The following is a 22,260-nucleotide window of genomic DNA, read 5'->3' as shown; positions in this document are numbered from 1 at the left end:
CGCCCCGTGCCTGGAGCGCGGCTCACGAGACGGCCCAAGCCGATGCGCTGCCGGCCGCACCCCGAACGATGAACCGCCGAGGAGAACCCATGAGCGAGCCCCAATCCAAACTGTCGCGCCGCCGCGCGCTGGCCGGCGCCGGCACCGTGGGTGCCCTGGCCGCCGCCGCGGCCGTGCTGCCCAAGGGCGATCCCGCGCCCGCCCCGGTGGCCGCGGCGCAGCCCGCCGCCGAGCCCGCCCAGGGCGACGGCTACCAGGTCACGCCGCACGTGCTGCGCTACTACCAGACGGCGCGCATCTAAGACACGGAACACGAGGTTCCCGAACCTTTTGAAAGCCCGTTCGGGCTGAGCTGGTCGAAGCCCCTTGCCCTGAGCCTGTCCTTGGACAGGCTCAGGGCGAACGGGTGGCAGCGGTTCGCGGACGCCTCACGAAGAGGATCTCCCATGTTGCTCACGCGCAAGAGCGCCACGCCGGCCGCCGCCGGCCAACCTGCCTCGGGCCTGGTCTCCAGCCTGACCCGCGGCATCGACACCTTCAACCGCCGCGCCATCGGCACGCTGGACCGCCGCGCCTTCCTGCGCCGCTCGGGCCTGGGCGTGGGGGTGGGCATCGCCGCCTCGCAGCTGAGCCTGGTGCAGAAGGCCCAGGCTTCCGACAAGCCCGCCGCTGCGGCCGACGGCAGCCGCAAGGTGGAGGTCAAGCGCACCGTGTGCGGCCACTGCTCGGTGGGCTGCGCGGTGGACGCCGTGGTCGAGAACGGCGTGTGGGTACGCCAGGAGCCGGTGTTCGACTCGCCCATCAACATGGGCGCGCACTGCGCCAAGGGCGCCGCGCTGCGCGAGCACGGCCACGGCGAATACCGCCTGAAGTACCCGATGAAGCTGGTGGACGGCAAGTACCAGCGCATCAGCTGGGACCAGGCCCTCGACGAGATCAGCGCCAAGATGCTGGAGCTGCGCAAGCAGAGCGGCCCGGACGCGATGTACGTCGTGGGCTCGTCCAAGCACAACAACGAGCAGGCCTACCTGCTGCGCAAGTGGATGAGCCTGTGGGGCAGCAACAACTGCGACCACCAGGCGCGCATCTGCCACTCCACCACCGTCGCGGGCGTCGCGAACACGTGGGGCTACGGCGCGATGACCAACTCCTACAACGACATGCAGAACGCCAAGGCGGCGCTCTACATCGGCTCCAACGCCGCCGAGGCGCACCCGGTGTCGATGCTGCACCTGCTGCATGCCAAGGAGAACGGCTGCAAGGTGATCGTGGTCGACCCGCGCTTCACCCGCACCGCGGCCAAGGCCGACGAGTACGTGCGCATCCGCTCGGGCACCGACATCGCGTTCCTGTTCGGCGTGATGCACCACATCTTCAAGAACGGCTGGGAGGACAAGCAGTACCTCCACGACCGCGTCTACGGCATGGAGAAGGTGCGCGAGGAAGCGCTGAACAAGTGGACGCCGGACAAGGTGCAGGAGGTCTGCGGCGTCGACGGCGACACCACCTACAAGGTCGCCAAGACGCTGGCCGAGAACCGCCCCGGCACCATCGTGTGGTGCATGGGCCAGACCCAGCACAGCATCGGCAACGCCATCGTGCGCGCCTCGTGCCTGCTGCAGCTGGCGCTGGGCAACGTGGGCAAGTCGGGCGGCGGCACCAACATCTTCCGCGGCCACGACAACGTGCAGGGCGCCACCGACGTCGGCCCCAACCCGGACTCGCTGCCCGGCTACTACGGCTTGGCCGAGGGCGCGTGGAAGCACTTCGCCAAGGTCTGGGGCCTGGAGTTCGAGGACCTCAAGAAGCGCTACGCCCCGGGGATGATGACCAAGCCCGGCATCACCGTGTCGCGCTGGATCGACGGCGTGCTGGAGAAGAACGAGCTCATCGACCAGGACCCGAACCTGCGCGGCGTGATCTTCTGGGGCCACGCGCCCAACTCCCAGACGCGCGGCCTGGAGATGAAGCGGGCGATGGACAAGCTCGACCTGCTGGTCGTGATCGACCCGTTCCCCAGCGCCACCGCCGGCATGGCGGCCATGCCCGGCCGCGCCGAGGACACGAATCCGAACCGCGCCGTGTACCTGCTGCCCGCGTGCACGCAGTTCGAGACCAGCGGCTCCTGCACCGCCTCCAACCGCTCCATCCAGTGGCGCGAGAAGGTGATCGAGCCGCTGTGGGAGAGCCGCACCGACCACATGATCATGGGCCAGCTGGCCGACAAGCTCGGCTTCGGCAAGGAGTTCACCCAGGGCTACAAGATGGTCCCGGGCAAGGGCAACCTGCCGGAGATCGAGCCCGAGTCGGTGCTGCGCGAGATCAACAAGGCGCTGTGGACCATCGGCTACACCGGCCAGAGCCCCGAGCGCCTGAAGGCGCACATGCGCAACATGCACGTCTTCGACGTCAAGACGCTGCGCGCCAAGGGCGGCATCGACAAGGCCAGCGGCTACAGCCTGGACGGCGACTACTTCGGCCTGCCCTGGCCCTGCTACGGCACGCCGGAGCTCAAGCACCCGGGCTCGCCCAACCTCTACGACACCAGCAAGCACGTCATGGAGGGCGGCGGCAACTTCCGCGCGAACTTCGGCGTGGAGCGCGAGGGCGTGAGCCTGCTGGCCGAGGACGGCTCGCATTCGCAGGGCGCCGACATCACCACCGGCTACCCCGAGTTCGACCATCTGTTGCTCAAGAAACTGGGCTGGTGGGGCGAGCTGACCGAGGCCGAGCAGAAGGCCGCGGAAGGCAAGAACTGGAAGACCGACCTCTCCGGCGGCATCCAGCGCGTGGTGATGAAGAACCACGGCTGCCATCCCTTCGGCAATGCCAAGGCGCGCGCCGTGGTGTGGAACTTCCCCGACCCGGTGCCGCAGCACCGCGAGCCGATCTACTCCAACCGCCCGGAGCTGATCGCCAAGTACCCGACGCACGACGACAAGAAAGCCTTCTGGCGCCTGCCCACGCTCTACAAGAGCGTGCAGGAGAAGAACAAGGACATCGGCCAGCGCTTCCCGCTGATCATGACCAGCGGCCGCCTGGTGGAGTACGAGGGGGGCGGCGAGGAGACGCGCTCCAACCCGTACCTGGCCGAGCTGCAGCAGGAGATGTTCGTGGAGCTCAACCCCAGGGCCGCCAACGACCGGGGCATCCGCAACGGCGAGTACGTGTGGGTGAAGACGCCGCCGATGGAGGCGGTGCCGGGCTTCAAGGGCATCCGCGTCAAGGCGCTGGTGACCGAGCGCGTCAACGACGAGACGGTGTTCCTGCCCTTCCACTTCTCCGGGCGCTGGGGCGGCATCGACCTGGCGCAGTACTACCCGCAGGGCGCCATGCCGATCGTGCGCGGCGAGGCGGTCAACACCGCCACGACCTACGGCTACGACAGCGTGACCATGATGCAAGAGACCAAGACGACGCTCTGCCAGATCGAGCGCGCCTGAAGTCCCAGCAGCTGAAAGAGACAAGGACCTGACATGGCCCGAATGAAATTCCTGTGCGACGCCGAGCGTTGCATCGAGTGCAACAGCTGCGCCACCGCCTGCAAGGCCGAGCACGAAGTGCCCTGGGGCGTGAACCGCCGTCGCGTGGTCACGCTCAACGACGGCGTGCCCGGCGAGAAGAGCATCTCCGTGGCGTGCATGCACTGCTCCGACGCGCCGTGCATGGCGGTGTGCCCGGTGGACTGCTTCTACCGCACCGACGAGGGCGTGGTGCTGCACGACAAGGACGTGTGCATCGGCTGCGGCTATTGCAGCTATGCCTGCCCCTTCGGCGCGCCGCAGTTCCCCACCAACGGCACCTTCGGCCTGCGCGGCAAGATGGACAAGTGCACTTTCTGCGCCGGCGGCCCCGAGGCCAACGGCTCCGAGGCGGAGTTCGACAAGTACGGGCGCAACCGCCTCTCCGAAGGGAAGCTGCCGATCTGCGCCGAGATGTGCTCGACCAAGGCGCTGCTGGGCGGCGACGGCGACGTGGTGGCGGACATCTTCCGCCAGCGCGTGGTGCAGCGCGGCAAGGGCAGCGAGGTGTGGGGCTGGGGCACGGCCTACGGCAAGCCCTCGCAGCCGCAGCAGGGCAACGGCGGCGCCAAGGTCGAGCCGGTGAAGGCGGGGGTGAAGTCGTGAGCGCGCGCCTGAGGCTCATCGTGGCCGCCGCGGCGGCGCTCTCGGCCCTGGCGGGCTGCGGCGAGCGCTCGCAGGAGCTGGGCGCCAAGCACGTCAAGTCCGACACGCCGGCCTACACCGGCGGCCAGGCCGCGTACAGCGCCGCGGGCTGGAATGCCGGCGAGCGCGCCAGCTGGGAACAGCAGATCCGCACCCGCGGCCAGGGCCAGAACGAGTATTCGCGCTCGGCCGCCGCGGCGCCGCAGCAGTGACGCCACCGAAGGAGAAGCCATGCGAGGCTTGATCCAGAAACTCCTGCTGGCCGTGGCGCTGGCCGGTGCCGGCGGCCTGCCGGCGCTGGCGCAGTCCGCGGCCGGCGCGGGCGCCTCGGCGCCGGCCGGCTTCGCCGCGCCGGCCGAGCCGCGCGCCGATGAAACCAATGCCGAGCGCGCCAGGAGCCAGCCCGGCAACAACGCGCCGATGTGGCGCAGCGTGCGCGAGAGCGGCGTCGTCGAGGGCCTGACCACGCTGCCTGGTGTGGAGAAGGGCGTGCTGATCCAGCGCTTCACGCAGTACCCGGGCTCCGGCCTGACCGACGCCGGCGAGGCCTGGCGCCAGGTGCGCAACCGCTGGCTCATCCCCTACGGCGGCTCGCTGCTGCTGATCGTGGCGCTGGCCATCGGGCTGTTCTACTGGAAGCGCGGCCCCATGGGCCACGACGACCACAAGCCCGCAACCATCGAGCGCTTCACGCCGCTGGAGCGCGCCACGCACTGGGTCAACGCCGGCGCATTCCTGCTGCTGGCCGTCTCGGGCATCGTGATGGCCTTCGGCAAGTTCTTCCTGCTGCCCGTCCTGGGCGCGACGCTGTTCGGCTGGCTCACCTACGCGCTCAAGACCGCGCACAACTTCGCCGGCCCGGCCTTCGCCGTGTCGATGGTGGTGATGCTGCTGACCTTCGCGCGCGACAACTGGCCCAGGGCCTGGGACTGGCAGTGGGCGCTCAAGGGCGGCGGGCTCTTCACCGGGCAGCACGTGCCCTCGCACCGCTTCAACGCCGGCGAGAAGACGCTGTTCTGGGTCGGCATGTTCTGGCTGGGCAGCATGGTGGTGGGCTCCGGGCTGGTGCTGGACAAGCTGATCCCGGACATGGACTACACGCGCGGCCAGATGCACTGGGCGCACATGCTGCACGCCGTCTCGACGATCCTGATCATGTGCCTGTTCATGGGGCACATCTACATGGGCTCGATCGGCGTGAAGGGCGCGTACCGCGCCATGCGCAACGGCTACGTCAGCGAGGACTGGGCGCGCGAGCACCACGAGCTGTGGTTCAACGACGTCAAGGCCGGGAAGATCCCCGCGCGGCGTTCGGCCGCCGCCACGCCGCCCGCGACCCCCATCGCCACGCCCCGCGCGTGATGTGTTCAGGAATCCAGACATGAACAAAGCATTCATTCCCGCCCTGGCGCTGAGCCTGGCCGCCGGGGCTGCCCTGGCCAAGCTGCCGCCGCTGTCCGACGAAGCCAAGGCCAAGGCCGAGGAAGCCAAGGCCAAGGCGGCGTGGGGCGACAAGGTCGCCGCCTATCAACTGTGCAAGGCCAACGACCGCGTGGCCGCGCGCACGCTGGCCGAGCAGAAGAAGGCCGGCAAGCCGGTGGGCGAGGTGGTGGCGACGCCGGCCTGCGCCGACCCGGGCCCCTTCGTGTACACGCCGCCCGAGGCGGCGGCTGCCGCGCCTGCGGCTTCCGCCACGACCGCGACCGCGACCGCGGCCGTGGCCACGCCCGCTGCCCCGGCAGTGCCCTCTCAGAAGCCCTGAAAGCCGAGGGCCCGTAGCATGGCTGCCATGCAACCCGTTTCGACGATGCCCCTGCTGCCGCGCCTGACCGACACCGGCGCGGCGCTCACGCGCGAGGTCGAGGTGCTGGACGAGTACGGCCAGCGCCGCGTGCTGCACATGCCCAACGAGCGGGCGCTGACCGTGTTCGTGGACAAGCGCGAGCTGGTCACGCTCATGACGCTGGGCGCGGCGCCGGAGCTGCTGGTGCTGGGCTACCTGCGCAACCAGCGCCTGGTGGGCTCGGTGGAAGAGGTGGAGTCGATCACGGTGGACTGGGAAGTCTCGGCCGCCGCCGTGAAGACTCGCGAGGGCGTGCGGGACTTCGAGCGCAAGACGGCCAAGCGCATCGTGACCACCGGCTGCGGCCAGGGCACGGTGTTCGGCGACGCGATGGCGAGCTTCGAGGAACTGCGCCTGCCCTCGGCGGCGCAGGCCCGCATCCGCCAGTCCACGCTGGCGGCGCAGTTGGAGCGCATGCGCCAGATGCAGATGGAGAGCATCCACCGCAAGGCCGGCTCGGTGCACGGCTGCGCGCTGTTCCGCGGCAGCGAGCTGCTGTGGTTCGTGGAGGACGTGGGGCGCCACAACGCCATCGATGCCATCGCCGGCTGGATGTGGATGCGCGGCGTGGACGGGGCGGACAAGAGCTTCTACACGACCGGGCGGCTGACCAGCGAGATGGTGATGAAGGCGGCGCAGATGGGCGTGCCCATCGTGGTGAGCCGCAACGGCGTGACGCAGATGGGCCACGAGCTGGCCACGCGGCTGGGCATGACCCTCTTCGGGCGCGCGGCCAACCGCCACTTCCTGTGCTATTCGGGCTTCGAGCGCTTTGACGCCGAACCCGAGCCTGCGCCGCCGGTGGCGCGGGTGGTGCGGTCAAGCTGAGCCGCACCCGCAGGCCCGCCGGGCCTGCCTGACATCACGCCCGGCGCTCGCCCGGGCGATTCCCTCTCATTGCACTGGGCAGGCTGCCGTAGCCGCCGTGATTGCACCGTGTCCGGTTTGCTGCTTCCGGAGCGCTGCTGTGGGTGCGGGGCCGCCGTGCCTTGGGCCCCGGCTGAACGGTTTTTACCCTAAACATGGTTGAGGTCCAGGGCGCCGCCAGCAGCGGCCGTGCCCTGACGGCCATGATCGACAAGGTGGTGTTCACGCTGGGTGCGAACAACCAGCTGTCGCTGTCGGTGCCGGCGGACGCCACGGTGCACGTGTACGGCAAGAAGGGCAACGCCAGCGAAGTCAGCGGCAGCTTCAAGATGGGCGACAGCCAAGGCACGAAGGTGGTGCGCATCGAGAACAATAAGCTCACGCTCGACTACAGCGGCCTCGTGACCCGCGTCCTGGGCACCAACTCCATCGCCAACAAGGCAGGCCTGGATTACTGGGAAGGCATCCAGGGCACGTTCACGGTCACCGCGGCGATTTCCAACCTCGACCTGCGCACGACCGACAAGAAGGCCCTGGCCAGCACCAAGGTTGACGTGAAGAGCGTCGCCGGCGGCCTGCTGGGCAGCGTCAGCGGCGTGGGCTTCAGCGGCAACGTCACCATCAAGGCTGCGCAGTAAGGCTCTGGGCCCTCAGGGGCCCTCCGCAGCATCCGAAGCGGCTTGATTCCAAGCCGCTTTTTTTTGTTCCATCGGTGTCGCAGTGCCCGCGCCAGGGCGCTGTGTACCCGACCGCTACCGCCTGCACCATGTCGTTCCTTCATCGTCGCGCCGGTTCGTTCCTGCGCCACGCTTCTCCCGTCCTGGGGGCCTGCACGGCCCTCGCGCTGCTGTGCGGCACGGCCGAGGCCGCGCCGCTGGACGCCTTGTTGAGCACGCAGCCCACGCACGTGGGCGCGCGCGACTCCACGTTCGAGCTGGAGCTGGGCTACGACGTGGCCAACGACCGCGTCGACTTCCTGAAGCTGCGCCCCGACGGTGCCTCCACCACCAGCGGCGACTACTACGGCCGCAGCCTGCGCGGCGCCTGGGCCGTGACGCCGCGCCTGTACCTGGAAGGCGGGCTGACCAAGCGCCGTCTGGTGTTCAAGAGCTTCGACGCCGACGTCACGACGTGGCAGGTCGCGGGCCAGTACCTGCTGCTGGGCGCCGAGCCCGAGCCTTACGAGAGCGCGCGCCAGCCCCAGCTCGCGTTGCGTGCCAGCGCTTGGGGCGACACCGCGCCCGGCTTCGACCGCGAGCTCAACTTCAAGGTCTCCAACGCCGGTACGGACTACACCTTCCGCTCCCTGCATGCCGACAAGCCGCGCGACACGCAGCTGCAGTTCGACGTGATCGGCGGCTGGCCGGTGACCGCGAACCTGCACGTCAACGGCATCGCCGGCATCGGCTACAGCCGGGTCACGCTCTCGGGCGTCTCCGGCACGGTGGCCTACGGCAACTCGCTGTGCAATGCGCAGCTGAGCCAGGACTACGTCACCGCCGACTGCACCAACAAGAACGGCTCCACCTTCAGCATCAAGGAGCCCAGCGGCGGCAACCAGTTCGGCGTGGACATCAACAAGGAAGCGCGCTACCACGCGCTGACCTACCAGGCCGGCATCAACGCCACGTGGCGCAGCGGGGACTGGCTGTTCCGCGGCGGCCTGCTGCACATGACGCACCGCCGCAGCGACGTGGAGGACGCCGTCAAGGCCCGTGGCGGCGCACCGGTGCGCAGCAACCAGGTGCTGGTGCTGGAGGCCGGCTACAAGCCCACGGACAAGTCGCTGGTGTTCCTGCGCGGCCAGGTGCTGTCGCACCAGTTCCTGGGCGAGATCCCCATGACCTACAACAGCGTCAGCGCCGGCCAGTTCGACAAGCGCTACGGCTTCCTGACCCTGGGCCTGGCCCTGGCGTTCTGAGCCCCCGCGCCCGCCGCGGCCCGTGCCGCGGCCGCGCGCACGCAAAAAAGCCCGGCACTGCCGGGCTTTTTCATGGCCGCGCGGACGGCGCGAATGACGATCAGGCCAGCCGTGCCTTGTGGCGCTCGATCTGCGCGCGCACCTGCACCGGCGCGGTGCCGCCGAGCACCTGGCGCGCCTGCAGCGAGCCGCGCAGCGTCAGCACCTCGTACACGTCCTCGCCGATGGTGGCGTGGAACAGCTGCAGCACGTCCAGCGGCAGCTCCGACAGGTCGACGCCGCGCTGCAGGCCGACCTTCACCGCGTGCGCCACCACCTCGTGCGCGTCGCGGAAGGGCAGGCCCTTCTTGACCAGGTAGTCCGCCAGGTCGGTGGCGGTGGCGTAGCCGCGGCGCGCGGCGCTCTCCATCGCCTCGGGCTTGACCAGGATGCCCTCGACCATCTCGGCCATGATGCGCAGCGTGTCGCGCAGCGTGTCCACGGCGTCGAACAGCGGCTCCTTGTCTTCCTGGTTGTCCTTGTTGTAGGTGAGCGGCTGGCCCTTCATCAGCGTCAGCAGCGCGGTCAGGTGGCCGTACACCCGCCCGGTCTTGCCGCGCGCGAGCTCGGCCACATCGGGGTTGCGCTTCTGCGGCATGATCGACGAGCCCGTGCAGTAGCGGTCGGCCAGGTCGATGAAGGCGAAGTTCTGGCTCATCCACAGCACGATTTCCTCGGCCAGGCGCGAGACGTGCATCATCGTGATGGACGCGAAGGCCGTGAACTCGATGGCGAAGTCGCGGTCGCTCACGGCGTCCAGGCTGTTCTGCGTCACGGCGTCGAAGCCCAGCAGCCGCGCCACCATCTCGCGGTCCAGCGGGTAGCTCGTGCCGGCCAGCGCCGCCGAGCCCAGCGGCAGGCGGTTGACGCGCTTGCGCAGGTCCGCCAGGCGCTCGGCGTCGCGGGCGAACATCTCCACGTAGGCCAGCATGTGGTGCGCGAAGCTCACCGGCTGCGCGACCTGCATGTGCGTGAAGCCCGGCAGGATGGTGTCCACATTCTTCTCGGCCACGCTCACCAGCGCGCGCTGCATGCCCGAGAGCAGCGGCTGGAGCTGGTCGATCTCGCCGCGCAGCCACAGCCGCACGTCGGTGGCGACCTGGTCGTTGCGGCTGCGGCCGGTGTGCAGCCGCTTGCCGGCATCGCCCACGAGCTGCGTCAGCCGCGCCTCGACGTTGAGGTGCACGTCCTCCAGGTCCAGCTTCCACTCGAAGCTGCCGGCCTCGATCTCGGCGCGGATCTGCGCCATGCCGCGGCGGATGTCGGCGAGGTCCTGCTCGGAGATGATGCCCACGGCCTGCAGCATGGCCGCGTGCGCGAGGCTGCCCTCGATGTCGGCCTGCCACAGCCGCTTGTCGAAGTCCACGCTGGCCGTGTAGCGCTTGACCAGCTCGCTCATCGGCTCGGAAAAGAGGGCGGACCAGGCTTGCGCCTTCTTGTCGAGTTGGTTCGAGGACATGGCTGTGATGAAAAGGAAGAGCTTCGGGAATCGGGAGGCGAACCCGCGATTTTAAGCGGCGGGTCCGCCCGGCCCCGCAGGGCCGGTGGGAAGCTCAGCCGGTGTTGCGCAAGCCCGCCGCTACCCCGTTGATCGAGATGTGGATGCCGCGCTTCAGGCGCTCGTCGTTGTGCTCGGTCTCGCGCCGCCAGCGCCGCATCAGCTCCACCTGCAGGTGGTTGAGCGGGTCCAGGTACGGGAAGCGGTGCTCGATGGAGCGCGCCAGCGCCGGGTTGCTGGCCAGGCGCTGCTGCTGCCCGGTGATGAGGTTCAGCGCGTCATAGGTGCGCTGCCACTCGGCCTCGATGGCGGCAAAGATCTTCTTGCCCACGCGCTTGTCCTCGACCAGGTCCACGTAGCGCCGCGCGATGCCGAGGTCGGTCTTGGCCAGCACCATGTCCAGGTTGGACAGCAGCGTGCGGAAGAAGGGCCACTGCTTGTGCATGCGGCGCAGCAGCGCCAGCCGCTTGGTGCGCTCGCCCTCGTCCGTGCCCAGGAAGGTTTCCACCGCCGAGCCGAAGCCCGCCCAGCCCGGCAGCGCCACGCGGCACTGGCCCCAGCTGAAGCCCCAGGGAATGGCGCGCAGGTCCTCGATGGCGCGCGTGGCCTTGCGCGAGGCCGGGCGCGAGCCGATGTTGAGCTCGGCGATCTCGCGGATCGGCGTGGCGGCGAAGAAGTAGTCGACGAAGCCCGGGGTCTCGTACACCAGGTGCCGGTAGGCCTCGAAGCTGGCCTGGCTCAGCTCGGCCGCGGCCTGCAGGAAGGCCTTGCTCGCGCCCTGCGTCGGGTGCAGCAGCGTGGCCTCCAGCGTGGCGGCCACCAGCGTCTCCAGGTTGCGCCGGCCGATCTCGGGGTTGGCGTACTTGGAGGCGATCACCTCGCCCTGCTCGGTCAGGCGGATCTGCCCGTTCACGGTACCCGGGGGCTGCGCCAGGATGGCCTGGTAGCTCGGGCCGCCGCCTCGGCCCACCGTGCCGCCGCGGCCGTGGAACAGGCGCAGCGTCAGGCCGTGCTTCTCGCGCAGCGGCCCGAACAGCGCCACCAGCGCGGTCTCGGCCTGGTAGAGCTCCCAGTTGCTGGTGAAGAAGCCGCCGTCCTTGTTGCTGTCGCTGTAGCCCAGCATCACGTCCTGCTCGGCGCCGGAGCGCTTGATCATCTCCAGCACGCCGGGCAGCGCCAGGTACTCGCCCATGATGGGCGCGGCGCGGCGCAGGTCGCCGATGGTCTCGAACAGCGGGCTGACGATGAGGTCGGCCTTCGCGTCCTCGGCCAGCAGCCCGCGCAGCAGGCCCGTCTCCTTCTGCAGCAGCAGCACTTCGAGCAGGTCGCTGACCTCCTCGGTGTGGCTGATGATGTAGTGGCGCAGCGCCGCGGGGCCGAAGGTCTGGCGCATCTGGCGCGCGGTCTCGAACACCGCCAGCTCGCTCTGCGCCCAGGGCGTGTACTCGTGGCCCATGACGCGCAGCGGGCGCGCGTCGTTGAGCAGCTTCACGAGCAGCTCGCGCTTGGCGGCCTCGTCCAGCCCGGCGTAGTTCGCCTCCAGGCGCGCCACCTGCAGCAGCTCGGCGATGACAGCCTCGTGCTGGTCCGAACTCTGGCGCAGGTCCACGGTGGCCAGGTGGAAGCCGAAGACCTGCACCGCGCGCATCAGCGGTGCCAGGCGCGGGGCGATCAGCGCTTCGGCGTGGTGGGTCTTGAGCGAGGCCTCGATCACGCGCAGGTCGGCCAGGAACTCGTCGGCGCTGAGGTACGGGTTCTGCGGCGCCACGGCATGGCGCAGCGCCTCGGTGCCGGTGAGCTCGTGCAGCGTCGCGGCCAGCCGCGCGTACATGCCGGTGAGGGCGCGGCGGTAGGGCTCGTCCTCGCGGTGCGGGTTGTGGTCGGGCGAGCGCTCGGCCAAGGCCTGCATGTCGCCCGACACGGGCGCGAGCATCTGCGAGATGGACAGCTCGGCGCCCAACTCGTGCGCCTCCACCAGGTAGTGGCGCAGCGCGACCTCGGCCTGGCGCGCCAGCGCCAGCTTCAGCGTCTCGGCCGTGACGTTGGGGTTGCCGTCGCGGTCGCCGCCAATCCAGTTGCCCATGCGCAGGAAGTTGCCGACCTGGTAGCCGGGCAGCAGGTGCTCGATCTCGCCATACAGGCGCGGGATCTGGCGCAGGAAGGTGGTGCGGTAGTAGGACAGGGCGTTGTCGATCTCGTCCGCGACCGTGAGCTTGGTGTAGCGCAGCATGCGCGTCTGCCACAGCTGCGTGATGCGCCCGCGCAGCAGCGCCTCGTTCTCGGCCAGCTCGCGCGACGTGTTCAGGTGGTCGCGCTGCGCCACCAGCTCGGCGATGGCGCGCTCGGCGTCGAGGATGCTCTTGCGCTGCACCTCGGTGGGGTGCGCGGTGAGCACCGGCGAGACGTAGGCGTTCTGCAGCATGCGGGCGATGTCGCCGGTGCGCACGTCGGCGGCGGTGAGCTTCTCGAAGCTCGCGTCCAGCGAGCCCTCGTGCGGCGGGTGGCCTTCCTGCGTCGCGGCCTGGCGCTCGTGGAACTCGCGCCGGCGCACGTGGTGGCGGTCCTCGGCGATGTTGGCCAGGTGGCTGAAGTAGCTGAAGGCGCGGATGACGCTCACCGTCTGGTCCGACGACAGGTTCTTCAGCAGCTTGTCCAGACTCTTGCCGGCGTTGGCATCGTTCTTGAGCCGGTAGGCCACCGAGAGCTGGCGCACGCGCTCGACGAGCTCGTAGGCGGCCGATCCCTCGTGTTCGCGAATCACCTCGCCCAGCAGCCGTCCCAGCAGGCGAATGTCTTCGACCAGTGGGCGGTTCTTCTCAGCGGCGTCGTCAGCGGGAGCAGGGCGGCGGGGCATGGGGTGTGGCTCGCGAAAAACAAAAGCCCGCATCCTAAGGGGTGGCGCTGTCGTGCCGTTTTCACGCCGGTGGCGGCTATGGCCGGAGAGGCCGTAGCGGGCGCCGATAATCCGGCCTCATGAGCAATTCACTGATCATCGCCACGCGCGAAAGCCGCCTCGCCCTGTGGCAGGCCGAGCACGTGCGCGCGCTGCTGCAGCAGCGCCTGGGCGCCAGCGTGACGCTGCTGGGCATGACCACCCGGGGCGACCAGATTCTGGACCGCACGCTGTCCAAGGTCGGCGGCAAGGGGCTGTTCGTCAAGGAGCTGGAGACGGCGCTGGAAGGGGGCCGCGCGCACCTGGCGGTGCACTCGCTCAAGGACGTGCCGATGGTGCTGCCCGAGGGGTTCGCGCTGGCGGCCATCCTGGAGCGCGAGGACCCGCGCGACGCCTTCGTCTCCAACCAGTTCGAGAACCTGGAAGCGCTGCCGCAGGGCGCGCGCGTGGGCACCTCCAGCCTGCGCCGCGTGGTGCAGCTGCGCGCGCTGCGCCCGGACCTGCGCATCGAGCCGCTGCGCGGCAACCTCGACACGCGGCTGCGCAAGCTCGACGAGGGGCAGTTCGACGCCATCGTGCTGGCCGCCGCGGGCTTGAAGCGCCTGGAGCTGGCGCATCGCATCCGCTCGGTGTTCGACGAGAAGCAGATGGTGCCGTCGGCCGGGCAGGGCGCGCTGGGCATCGAGGTGCGCAGCGACAACGCGGCGCTGATCCAGCAGCTCTCCACCTTCATCGACCGGCCGACCTGGCTGTCCACCATCGCCGAGCGCGCCGTCTCGCGCGCGCTGGGCGGCAGCTGCAGCATGCCGCTGGCCGCGCACGCGACCCTGGCCGGCGACCAGATGCACATCGACGTGCTGCTGGGCGAGGACAAGCCCGAAGGCGCCCGCGCACCGCTGCGCGCGCAACTGCAGGCGGTGGTGGGCGACGAGGCCCAGGCCGAGGCGCTGGGCATGCAGGCCGCGCAGGCGCTGCAGCAGCAGGGCGCGGCCGGCTATCTGGGCGCGGCGCACTGAACGCCGTGCCGTCCTCGCTGCGCGTGCTCGTCACGCGCCCGCAGCCGCAGGCCGACGAATGGGTGGCGCGGCTGCGCGGCGCGGGCTTCGACGCGCTGGCGCTGCCGCTGCTGCACATCGACGCGGTCGCCATCGAGCCGCTGCGCGCGGCTTGGCACGCGCTGGCGCAGGCGACGGTCGATGCGCTGGTCTTCGTCAGCCCCAACGCCGTGAGCCACTTCTTTGCCGCGCGGCCGCCGGGGCAGGCCTGGCCGGCGCCCGTGTGGGCCGCCGCGCCGGGGCCGGGCACGGCGCAGGCGCTGATCGACGCCGGCGTGCCGGCGTCGAGCGTGATGCAGCCCGCGCCGGATGCCGAGCGTTTCGACTCCGAGTCGCTGTGGGCGCGCCTGCAGGCGCTGCCCTGGGCGAGCCGGCGCGTGTGCGTGGTGCGCGGCGAGGGCGGGCGCGACTGGCTGGCGCAGCGGCTGCAGGAGGCCGGCGCCCGGGTGGACTTCATCCAGGCCTATGGCCGCGGCGCGCCGCGGCTCGATGCCGCGCAGCAGGCCCTGCTGCGGCAGGCGCTGGCCGACCCTGACCACTTCATCTGGCTGTTCAGCAGCTCGGAGGCCATCGGCCACCTGCCGGCGCTGGTGCCGCCGGGCGCGGACTGGTCGCGCTCGCGGGCGCTGGCCTCGCACCCGCGCATCGCGCAGGCCGCGCGCGCGCTGGGCTTCGTGCAGGTCGATGCCGTGTCGCCCGCCTTCGATGCCGTCTGCGCCGCACTGCGGGACGCGCAAACCCGCTCCCTACAATCCCCGCGACCGTGAATTCATCCGCCTCTCCCGCTGATGCGCCGCCGACGTCGGCGCCCCCGACTTCTCCCCGCCGCCGTGACGCCTGGCGCAACTGGGCCCTGATCGGCGCCTGCGCCGTGGCCGTGGGAGCCTTGGGCCTGGGCTGGAACACCCAGCAGCGGCTGCGCGTGCTGGAGAAGGAGCTGGTCAAGCGCCAGGAGGACAGCCAGGGCGAGGCCGCGCAGGCGCTGCTGATGGCCAAGCAGGCGCAGGACGCCTCGCGCGAGGCCGGCGCGCGCGCGGCGCTGCTGGACGCGCGCGTGTCCGAGGCAGCGCTGCAGCGCACGCAGATCGAGGAGCTGATCCAGTCGCTGGCGCGCTCGCGCGACGAGAACGTGGTGTCCGACGTGGACGCCGGGCTGCGCGTGGCGCTGCAGCAAAGCGCCATCACCGGCAGCACCGAGCCGCTGCTGCAGGCGCTGCAGCAGGCCGACGAGCGGCTGGCGCGCTACAACCAGCCGCGCCTGGAGCGCGTGCGCCGCGCGCTGGCGCGCGACCTGGACCGCGTCAAGGCCGTGGGCGTGAGCGATCTCTCCAGCCTCACGCTGCGGCTCGACGAGCTGGTGCGCCTGGTGGACGAGCTGCCGCTGCTGGCGGCCACCGAATCGCGCCGCACGGTGCCGCGGCCGGCGGCGCGCGGCGCCTCGGCGGCCGAGGCCAGCGCTTCCGGCGCCTCCTGGAACGACGAGCTCAACGCCTGGTGGCAGGCCTGGCCGGTGCGGCTGTGGGAAGAGGTGCGCTCGCTGGTGCGCGTGGCGCAGGTGCAGCAGCCCGAGGCGCTGCTGCTGGCGCCGGAGCAGATGTACTTCCTGCGCGAGAACCTCAAGCTGCGGCTGCTCAACGCGCGGCTGGCGCTGCTGTCGCGCCAGTACGCCACGGCGCAGGCGGACCTGCGCGACGCGCAGGCAGCGCTGGACCGCTATTTCGATCCGGGCTCGCGCCGCGTGCAGGTGGCCACGGAGCTGCTCAAGCAGGTGGCGGGGCAGGCGCGGCAGGTGTCGCTGCCGCGGCCGGACGAGACGCTGGCGGCGCTGGCCGCAGCGGCGGCGGGTCGCTGATGCGCTCGGTCGTCTGGCTGGTGCTGCTCTTCGTGGCAGCGGTGGTGGCCGCCATCACCCTGGGTGCCAACGACGGCATCGCCTCGTTCTACTGGCGCGGCTGGCGCGTGGACCTGTCGCTCAACCTGTTCCTGCTGGGGCTGCTGGCCGGCGTGGCGGTGCTGGTGTCGGCGCTGCAGGCGCTGCGCGCGCTGGTGGGGCTGCCGCAACGTGCGCGCGAGTGGCGCGCCCTACGCCGCGAGCGGGCCGTGCAGTCCGCGCTGCGCCAGGCGCTGGCCGAGTTCCTGGCGGCGCGCTACACCCGCGCGCAGAAGGCGGCGCAGCGCGCGCTGTCGCTGCGCGACGCCACGCCCGAAGGCGGCGAGCAGGAGCTGGCGCAGCTGTCGCACCTGCTGGCTGCCGCCAGCGCGCACCGGCTGCAGAACCGCACCGAGCGCGACGAGCAGCTGCGCCAGGCGCTGGCCACGCGCCGCGTCGCCGTGCCGCGCCCGGGCGACGACGCCGCGCTGCTGCTGGCCGCGGAATGGGCACTGGACGACCGCGACGCGGCGCAGGCACTGGTGCTGCTGTCGGAGCTGCCGCCCGGCACGGCCCGGCGCACGCAGGCGCTGCGGCTGCGGCTGCAGGCCCAGCGCCTGGCGCAGCAGCCACTGCAGGCGCTGCCCACGGCGCGGCTGCTGTCCAAGCACCAGGGCTTCTCCAAGCTGGCGGCGCAGGGGCTGCTGCGCTCGCTGGCCTTCCAGGCGCTGGACCAGGCGCACGACCAAGACCAGCTGGAGCAGGTCTGGCAGAGCTTCGATCCGTCGGACCGGCGCGATGCCTTCGTGGCTGCGCGTGCGGCGCAGCGGGCCGCAGCGCTGGGCTCGCATGGCGACGCGCGCGGCTGGCTGCGTCCGCTGTGGGATCGGCTCGACGAGCTCGGCGCGGACGAGCGCGAGCAGATCTCGCTGGCGTTGCTGCACGCGCTGCCGGGCATGGGCGCCGACTGGCTGCCGCGGCTGGAGTCGGCATTGCAGTCCTATGCGCAGGAGCCGGCAGTGGTGGTGGCGGCCGGTGCGGCCTTCGCCGAGCGCCAGCTCTGGGGCAAGGCGCGGCGGCTGCTGGAGCAGTCGGCACGCGATGCGCGGCTGGATGCGGCGGCACGGCGTCGCGCCTGGCGCACGCTGGCGCAGCTCGCGCGGGAGGAGGGCGACGAGCCGCGCGCTCATGAATGCACTGAATTCGCGGCAGCACTTGATTGATGTGCGAAACCTAGTATAGAATTCAAGGCTTCGCGGCTGTAGCTCAGTTGGATAGAGTACTTGGCTACGAACCAAGGGGTCGTGGGTTCGAATCCTGCCAGCCGCACCAACATTTCGATGAGCCAGCACCGGTTGCTGGCTCATCGAGAAAGACAAAGCCAGTACGCAAGTGCTGGTCAGTGAAGAAGAAAAAGCCCTCGCGTGAAAGCGCGAGAAGCTTGAAACAACAAGAAGCCCGTTGCCTGCTCAACAAAAAGAGCGACGGGACGCAGCTGGGAACCGGTGCTGCGCCGGATCCCGGTTTTGATTGATGCCCTGTCAGGTGTCACAGTTTTGGCAGTCGCCAGCGACTGAAAAGACTGACAAAAATAATCGGCTTTGAGTGGTGAAAATTTCAAAAAGCAGGTTATACTGATGGGCTCGCAGCGGCTGTAGCTCAGTTGGATAGAGTACTTGGCTACGAACCAAGGGGTCGTGGGTTCGAATCCTGCCAGCCGCACCAAACTAGCAAGGGCCAGCACGAAAGTGCTGGCCCTTTTGCTTTGTCTGGCCACTTTCCCGGGGCCGCGTTCGGGCACGCGGCTCTTGAACATCACGGGCACCTACCTTGCTGCCGGGGCATGACGCTCAACCGCAGGAGATTTCCCATGAAAGGTGTTCACGACGAGGCTTCCTTCGCCGCCATCGACGGCATCTACCGCCAGCTCAAGAAGGGCTTGGGGCGCGAGCTGGTCGATGACGGCAACGTGTTCGCACTCATCGAGATGGCCAATCGCGATGGCCAACAGGTGCTGGAGCAGGAGTTGCGCGAATGGCAGTCGCTGTGCGGTAGCGGCATGCCCAGCGGACCGACGCTGTCCGCGCCGACGCCCGGCTTCAACAAGCTCAACACGAAGCACTGAGTGGCACGGGGCGCGCCCGTGCCACCGGGGCGGGGCGCCGGCGGCGCGGCGTTCCCGCGCTGCAGAGGGCGCGCTGCGGCGCACGCACAATCGCGCCATGAGCAAGGCATTCACGAAGGAAAGCGACGGCGACGAGGACGACGACCTGGCGCTGCCGCCGCTGCCCCCGGGCGGGCGCAACTACATGACGCCGCAGGGCTACGCGCGGCTGCGCACGGAGCTGCTGCAACTCATCGACGAGGAGCGGCCCAAGACGGTGGAAGTGGTCTCCTGGGCCGCCAAGAACGGTGACCGCTCGGAGAACGGCGACTACCTGTACGGCAAGAAGCGGCTGCGCGAGATCGACCGCCGCATCCGCTTCCTGACCAAGCGGCTGGACATCGCCGAGGTCGCCGACCCATCGGCGCACTTCGGCAAGGACCAGGTCTTCTTCGGCGCCACCGTCACCTACGCCGATGCGCAAGGCGATGAGCACACCATCACCATCAAGGGCATCGACGAGGTGGACAACCTGCAAGGCGAGGTGAGCTGGATCGCCCCCATCGCGCGCGCGCTGCTCAAGGCGCGCGAGGGCGACGAGGTGCAGTTCATGTCGCCCGGCGGGCTGCAGGTGCTGGAAGTGCTGGAGGTGCGCTATCCCGAGCCGGGACAGGCCTGAGGCGTGAGGCCCGGCGGTCCGCGCCGCGCGGGCTAAGCAGGCCAAAGCCCGCCGCGGCTCAAGGCTTCAGGGCTTGACCCGCTGCGCGCGCAGCACCGCCGGCGCGCGCTTGAGCGTGCGCAGCACGTCGGCCAGGTGCAGCCGGTCGCGCACGCTCAGCAGCAGCCGCATCTCCACGCTGTCGCCGCCATGCTCGTCGCCCATGTCGATGTGGGTGATGTCGGCCTCGGCAGCGCTCACGGCCGAGGCCACGCGCGCCAGCACGCCCTTGCCGTTCTGCACCAGCACCAGCACCGCGGCCTCGAAGGGGCGGGTGATGTCCTCGGCCCACTCCACCGGAATCCAGTGCTCGGCGTCGCGCTCGTGCAGCCGCCGCGCCACGGCGCACTCGGCGGTGTGCACCGTCAGGCCTTCGCCGCGGCCCAGGTAGCCGACGATGGAGTCGCCGGGGATGGGGCGGCAGCAGCGCGCCAGCTGCACCGAGGTGCCTTCGTTGCCGTCGATGGTGACGACGCCCTGCGAGGGCGAGCCTTCCTCGCGCGCGGCGAAGCGGCCCATCGTGAGCGTGACGGCGTCCGGACGCTGGCCCTGCTCGGCCATGAGCTGCGCCAGCCGCTTGGCGACGATGGTGGCGATCTTCTTGCCCAGGCCGATGTCGGTGAGCAGCTCGGCCGGGCCGCGGTTGCCGCTCCAGCGCGTGAGCGTCTGCCACAGCGCCGCGGCCTGCTCGTCGGGCTCCTCGACCGTGGGCAGCGGCAGCCCTTCGGCGCGCAGCGCCTGCGCCAGCAGCTTCTCGCCCAGTGCCCGCGACTCCTCCTGTTCCATGTTCTTGAGGTAGTGGCGGATCTTGGAGCGCGCGCGCCCCGTGCGCACGAAGTTCAGCCAGGCGGGGTTCGGGCGCGCGCCCGGCGCGGTGACGACTTCCACCACGTCGCCGCTCTTGAGCTCGGTACGCAGCGCCACGGGCTCGCCGTTGACGGTGGCGGCCACGGTGTGGTCGCCCACGTTGGTGTGGATGGTGTAGGCGAAGTCCACCGGCGTGGCGCCGCGCGGCAGCGCCAGGATCTTGCTCTTGGGCGTGAAGACGTAGACCGCGTCGGGGAACAGGTCGATCTTGACGTGCTCCAGGAACTCGCTGGCGTCGCGCGTCTCGTCCTGGATGTCCACCAGCGACTGCAGCCAGCGCGCGCCCAGGCGCTGCGCCTCGTTGAGCCCGTCCTCGTCCTTGACCTTGTACATCCAGTGCGCGGCGATGCCGCTCTCGGCCACGGCGTGCATGGGCTCGGTGCGGATCTGGAACTCCACCGCCGTGCCCAGCGGGTTCACGAGCGTGGTGTGCAGCGACTGGTAGCCGTTGGCCTTGGGGATGGCGATGTAGTCCTTGAAGCGCCCCGGCACCGGCTTGTAGAGCTGGTGCAGCACGCCCAGCGCGTGGTAGCAGTCGTAGAGCTCGGGCACCACGACGCGGAAGCCGAAGATGTCGTTGACCTGCGCGAAGCCGGTGTGCTTCTCGCGCATTTTCATGTAAATGGAGTAGACGGTCTTCTCGCGCCCGGAGATGGTCGCCTTGAGCTTGGCGGCGGCGAAGCCCTTCTCCACGTCGCCGCGGATGCGGTCCACGATGTCGCGCCGGTAGCCGCGCGCGCGCTGCACCGCCTTGGACAGCGCAGCGTGGCGCCACGGATGCAGGTACTGGAAGCTGAGCTCCTGCAGCTCGCGGTAGCTCTGGTTCAGGCCCAGGCGGTGCGCGATGGGTGCATAGATGTCCAGCGTCTCGCGCGCGATGCGCCCGCGCTTGTGCGGCGCCATCGCCGCCATGGTGCGCATGTTGTGCAGCCGGTCGGCGAGCTTGATGAGGATGACGCGCACGTCGCGCGCCATGGCCAGCAGCATCTTGCGGAAGGACTCGGCCTGCGACTCCTCGCGCGTGCTGAAGTGCAGCTTGTCGAGCTTGGTCAGCCCGTCCACCAGGTCCGCCGTGGCGGCGCCGAAGCGCTCGATGAGCTCGGGCTTGGTGATGCCGCAGTCCTCCATCGCGTCGTGCATGAGCGCGGCCATGATGGCCTGCGCATCGAGCCGCCAGTCGGCGCACAGGCCGGCCACGGCGATGGGGTGCGTGATGTAGGGCTCGCCGCTGGCGCGGAACTGGCCCAGGTGCGCCTCGTCGGCAAACTTGTAGGCCTCGCGCACCTTCTTCAGGTCGGCCTTGCTGAGGTAGGCGAGCTTGTCGGTGAGCGCGGCGAAGGAGGCGACGTCGACCGGGCGCGAGGCGGTCTGCGACGGCACGCGCGAGCCCAGGTGGAGCGCGGACGGCAGGAGATCGGCGGCGAAGGAACGGATGCCCATGGAGCGAATTTAGCGTGTCATCGCCCCCCGCATCTGCGGCAGGCCCAAATGAGAACGGGCGCCCAAGGCGCCCGTCACGGGAAGAACCGTCAGCCGAGCACGATCAGGTCGGCACCTTGCGCAGCATCTCCACGCCAACTTCGCCGGCGGCGATCTCGCGCAGCGCCGTCACGCCGGGCTTGTTCTTGCTCTCGATCTTGGCAGCGTGGCCCTGGCTCAGCATGCGCGCGCGGTACGTGGCCGCCAGCACCAGCTGGAAGCGGTTGGGGATCTTCTGGAGGCAGTCTTCGACGGTGATGCGGGCCATGCGTGCTAGTCCTTCAGATGGAAGCTTTGGGGTTCAGATCAGGTCCAGCGCGGCGAACACCTGCGACTTGCTGCGCTGCTGTGACGCGTATTTCAGACGCTGGGAGTGGACGACGGTCTTCAGATCAAAGAGCGCCGTCTCGAAGAGGGCGTTGATTATAACGTAGTCGAAATGCCGGGCCTGGGCGACCTCGTGCCGGGCGTTGATCATGCGCTGCGCGATCACCTCCGGGTGGTCCTCGCCGCGGCGCTGCAGGCGCTGGCGCAGTTCCTCCCAGCTCGGCGGCAGGATGAAGATCAGCACCGCGTGGCTGAAGATCTGCTTGATCTGCAGCGCGCCCTGGTAGTCGATCTCCAGCACCACGTCCTCGCCGTTCTGCAGCCGACGCTCGATGGCGTTGCGCGAGGTGCCGTAGCGGTTGCCGTGCACCTCGGCCCATTCGAAGAAGTCGCCGTGCTCGATCATGGCGTCGAACTGGTCGTTGCTGATGAAGTGGTACTCGCGCCCGTCCTGCTCCTGCCCGCGCGGCGGGCGCGTGGTGTGCGAGACCGACACCGCCAGGTGCGAGTCCAGCTCCAGCAGCGCCTTGACGAGGCTGGATTTGCCCGCGCCGCTGGGCGCGGCGACGACGAAGAGATTGCCCGGGGTTTCCATGCCTGTACCTTCCTGTGC

21 protein-coding genes and 2 tRNA genes are annotated in these 22,260 nt (G+C 69.9%); 18 read left to right on the top strand and 5 right to left on the bottom strand.

The genetic code is table 11. The features are described 5' to 3' along the window. Positions 1 to 89 precede the first annotated feature (89 nt). From H537_RS0120925 to H537_RS0120885, 9 genes are all read left to right on the top strand, one after another. Positions 90 to 302 (top strand): hypothetical protein, encoded by a 213-nt coding sequence (locus tag H537_RS0120925; RefSeq protein WP_028999402.1) that lies wholly within the window; start codon positions 90 to 92, stop codon positions 300 to 302. 144 nt (positions 303 to 446) lie between these two features. Beyond that, the gene (locus H537_RS0120920; protein WP_028999401.1) at positions 447 to 3,443 is read left to right on the top strand and encodes a formate dehydrogenase subunit alpha; all 2,997 of its coding nucleotides are present in this window, start codon (positions 447 to 449) and stop codon (positions 3,441 to 3,443) included. Positions 3,444 to 3,476: 33 nt separating this feature from the next. Continuing rightward, positions 3,477 to 4,127 (top strand): formate dehydrogenase FDH3 subunit beta, encoded by a 651-nt coding sequence (gene fdh3B, locus H537_RS44475; RefSeq protein ID WP_051243033.1) that lies wholly within the window; start codon positions 3,477 to 3,479, stop codon positions 4,125 to 4,127. Further along, a complete protein-coding gene (locus H537_RS0120910) occupies positions 4,124 to 4,378 on the top strand; it encodes a hypothetical protein (RefSeq protein ID WP_051243032.1) in 255 nt (84 codons plus the stop codon). The genes fdh3B and H537_RS0120910 overlap by 4 nt, the downstream gene beginning before the upstream one ends. 19 nt (positions 4,379 to 4,397) lie before the next feature. Continuing rightward, positions 4,398 to 5,528, top strand: coding sequence for a formate dehydrogenase subunit gamma (locus tag H537_RS0120905; protein ID WP_028999399.1), 1,131 nt, complete (start codon positions 4,398 to 4,400; stop codon positions 5,526 to 5,528). 19 nt (positions 5,529 to 5,547) lie between these two features. After that, the gene (locus tag H537_RS0120900) at positions 5,548 to 5,928 is read left to right on the top strand and encodes a hypothetical protein (RefSeq protein WP_028999398.1); all 381 of its coding nucleotides are present in this window, start codon (positions 5,548 to 5,550) and stop codon (positions 5,926 to 5,928) included. A 27-nt stretch (positions 5,929 to 5,955) separates the two neighbouring features. Beyond that, positions 5,956 to 6,837, top strand: coding sequence for a formate dehydrogenase accessory sulfurtransferase FdhD (locus H537_RS0120895; protein ID WP_028999397.1), 882 nt, complete (start codon positions 5,956 to 5,958; stop codon positions 6,835 to 6,837). A 194-nt stretch (positions 6,838 to 7,031) separates the two neighbouring features. Continuing rightward, complete coding sequence (locus tag H537_RS0120890; RefSeq protein WP_028999396.1) at positions 7,032 to 7,514, top strand: hypothetical protein; 483 nt, start codon at positions 7,032 to 7,034, stop codon at positions 7,512 to 7,514. Between the two features lie 128 nt (positions 7,515 to 7,642). Continuing rightward, positions 7,643 to 8,797: a hypothetical protein gene (locus H537_RS0120885; RefSeq protein WP_028999395.1), complete on the top strand. Its 1,155-nt coding sequence runs from the start codon at positions 7,643 to 7,645 to the stop codon at positions 8,795 to 8,797. Between the two features lie 100 nt (positions 8,798 to 8,897). Here H537_RS0120885 and argH read toward each other — a convergent pair whose 3' ends face one another. Then, positions 8,898 to 10,295, bottom strand: coding sequence for an argininosuccinate lyase (gene argH / locus H537_RS0120880; RefSeq protein WP_028999394.1), 1,398 nt, complete (start codon positions 10,293 to 10,295; stop codon positions 8,898 to 8,900). Positions 10,296 to 10,389: 94 nt separating this feature from the next. Continuing rightward, the gene (gene ppc, locus H537_RS0120875; RefSeq protein WP_084150848.1) at positions 10,390 to 13,221 is read right to left on the bottom strand and encodes a phosphoenolpyruvate carboxylase; all 2,832 of its coding nucleotides are present in this window, start codon (positions 13,219 to 13,221) and stop codon (positions 10,390 to 10,392) included. Positions 13,222 to 13,307: 86 nt separating this feature from the next. On the opposite strand from ppc, the gene hemC reads away from it, so the two are divergent. The 9 genes from hemC to greB all read left to right on the top strand — a co-directional run bounded on the left by hemC (position 13,308) and on the right by greB (position 18,935). After that, on the top strand, positions 13,308 to 14,243 hold the full coding sequence (gene hemC / locus H537_RS0120870; RefSeq protein WP_028999392.1) for a hydroxymethylbilane synthase: 936 nt from the start codon (positions 13,308 to 13,310) through the stop codon (positions 14,241 to 14,243). 5 nt (positions 14,244 to 14,248) lie between these two features. Continuing rightward, a complete protein-coding gene (locus tag H537_RS44470) occupies positions 14,249 to 15,049 on the top strand; it encodes a uroporphyrinogen-III synthase (RefSeq protein ID WP_169517058.1) in 801 nt (266 codons plus the stop codon). Further along, positions 15,046 to 16,134, top strand: coding sequence for a uroporphyrinogen-III C-methyltransferase (locus tag H537_RS0120860; RefSeq protein ID WP_084150847.1), 1,089 nt, complete (start codon positions 15,046 to 15,048; stop codon positions 16,132 to 16,134). Before H537_RS44470 ends, H537_RS0120860 begins: the two co-directional genes overlap by 4 nt. Beyond that, positions 16,134 to 17,375 (top strand): heme biosynthesis HemY N-terminal domain-containing protein, encoded by a 1,242-nt coding sequence (locus tag H537_RS0120855; protein WP_028999390.1) that lies wholly within the window; start codon positions 16,134 to 16,136, stop codon positions 17,373 to 17,375. Before H537_RS0120860 ends, H537_RS0120855 begins: the two co-directional genes overlap by 1 nt. A 32-nt stretch (positions 17,376 to 17,407) precedes the next feature. Further along, positions 17,408 to 17,484 (top strand) — tRNA-Arg (locus H537_RS0120850). Between the two features lie 70 nt (positions 17,485 to 17,554). Further along, positions 17,555 to 17,686, top strand: coding sequence for a hypothetical protein (locus H537_RS56320; RefSeq protein WP_259375239.1), 132 nt, complete (start codon positions 17,555 to 17,557; stop codon positions 17,684 to 17,686). Positions 17,687 to 17,800: 114 nt separating this feature from the next. Further along, a tRNA-Arg gene (locus tag H537_RS0120845) sits at positions 17,801 to 17,877 on the top strand. Between the two features lie 145 nt (positions 17,878 to 18,022). Further along, positions 18,023 to 18,277 (top strand): hypothetical protein, encoded by a 255-nt coding sequence (locus H537_RS0120840; protein WP_028999389.1) that lies wholly within the window; start codon positions 18,023 to 18,025, stop codon positions 18,275 to 18,277. A gap of 97 nt (positions 18,278 to 18,374) precedes the next feature. Then, entirely contained in the window at positions 18,375 to 18,935 is a 561-nt protein-coding gene (greB, locus tag H537_RS0120835) for a transcription elongation factor GreB (protein ID WP_028999388.1), read from the top strand. A gap of 66 nt (positions 18,936 to 19,001) precedes the next feature. Here the strand turns inward: greB and H537_RS0120830 are convergent, their stop codons facing one another. From H537_RS0120830 to gmk, 3 genes are all read right to left on the bottom strand, one after another. Next, positions 19,002 to 21,281: a RelA/SpoT family protein gene (locus H537_RS0120830; RefSeq protein WP_028999387.1), complete on the bottom strand. Its 2,280-nt coding sequence runs from the start codon at positions 21,279 to 21,281 to the stop codon at positions 19,002 to 19,004. A gap of 103 nt (positions 21,282 to 21,384) precedes the next feature. Next, the gene (gene rpoZ / locus H537_RS0120825; RefSeq protein WP_028999386.1) at positions 21,385 to 21,588 is read right to left on the bottom strand and encodes a DNA-directed RNA polymerase subunit omega; all 204 of its coding nucleotides are present in this window, start codon (positions 21,586 to 21,588) and stop codon (positions 21,385 to 21,387) included. Between the two features lie 33 nt (positions 21,589 to 21,621). Further along, a complete protein-coding gene (gene gmk, locus H537_RS0120820) occupies positions 21,622 to 22,242 on the bottom strand; it encodes a guanylate kinase (protein ID WP_028999385.1) in 621 nt (206 codons plus the stop codon). Positions 22,243 to 22,260 lie beyond the last annotated feature (18 nt).

Source organism: Azohydromonas australica DSM 1124, assembly GCF_000430725.1.
Lineage (GTDB): Bacteria > Pseudomonadota > Gammaproteobacteria > Burkholderiales > Burkholderiaceae_C > Azohydromonas > Azohydromonas australica.
Note: the sequence above shows the minus strand (reverse complement) of the source record. Positions and strands in the feature narration are given on the sequence as shown.

Excerpts from the sequence above, each read along its gene's own strand:
- H537_RS0120920 (WP_028999401.1), top strand. The coding sequence starts at position 447 with ATGTTGCTCACGCGCAAGAGCGCCACGCCGGCCGCCGCCGGCCAACCT.
- H537_RS0120900 (WP_028999398.1), top strand. The coding sequence starts at position 5,548 with ATGAACAAAGCATTCATTCCCGCCCTGGCGCTGAGCCTGGCCGCCGGG.
- H537_RS0120830 (WP_028999387.1), bottom strand. The coding sequence starts at position 21,281 with ATGGGCATCCGTTCCTTCGCCGCCGATCTCCTGCCGTCCGCGCTCCAC.
- H537_RS0120855 (WP_028999390.1), top strand. The coding sequence starts at position 16,134 with ATGCGCTCGGTCGTCTGGCTGGTGCTGCTCTTCGTGGCAGCGGTGGTG.
- H537_RS0120885 (WP_028999395.1), top strand. The coding sequence starts at position 7,643 with ATGTCGTTCCTTCATCGTCGCGCCGGTTCGTTCCTGCGCCACGCTTCT.
- rpoZ (WP_028999386.1), bottom strand. The coding sequence starts at position 21,588 with ATGGCCCGCATCACCGTCGAAGACTGCCTCCAGAAGATCCCCAACCGC.
- ppc (WP_084150848.1), bottom strand. The coding sequence starts at position 13,221 with ATGCGGGCTTTTGTTTTTCGCGAGCCACACCCCATGCCCCGCCGCCCT.
- H537_RS0120840 (WP_028999389.1), top strand. The coding sequence starts at position 18,023 with ATGAAAGGTGTTCACGACGAGGCTTCCTTCGCCGCCATCGACGGCATC.
- gmk (WP_028999385.1), bottom strand. The coding sequence starts at position 22,242 with ATGGAAACCCCGGGCAATCTCTTCGTCGTCGCCGCGCCCAGCGGCGCG.
- fdh3B (WP_051243033.1), top strand. The coding sequence starts at position 3,477 with ATGGCCCGAATGAAATTCCTGTGCGACGCCGAGCGTTGCATCGAGTGC.
- hemC (WP_028999392.1), top strand. The coding sequence starts at position 13,308 with ATGAGCAATTCACTGATCATCGCCACGCGCGAAAGCCGCCTCGCCCTG.
- H537_RS0120925 (WP_028999402.1), top strand. The coding sequence starts at position 90 with ATGAGCGAGCCCCAATCCAAACTGTCGCGCCGCCGCGCGCTGGCCGGC.
- argH (WP_028999394.1), bottom strand. The coding sequence starts at position 10,295 with ATGTCCTCGAACCAACTCGACAAGAAGGCGCAAGCCTGGTCCGCCCTC.
- H537_RS0120895 (WP_028999397.1), top strand. The coding sequence starts at position 5,956 with ATGCAACCCGTTTCGACGATGCCCCTGCTGCCGCGCCTGACCGACACC.
- H537_RS0120890 (WP_028999396.1), top strand. The coding sequence starts at position 7,032 with ATGGTTGAGGTCCAGGGCGCCGCCAGCAGCGGCCGTGCCCTGACGGCC.
- greB (WP_028999388.1), top strand. The coding sequence starts at position 18,375 with ATGAGCAAGGCATTCACGAAGGAAAGCGACGGCGACGAGGACGACGAC.
- H537_RS0120905 (WP_028999399.1), top strand. The coding sequence starts at position 4,398 with ATGCGAGGCTTGATCCAGAAACTCCTGCTGGCCGTGGCGCTGGCCGGT.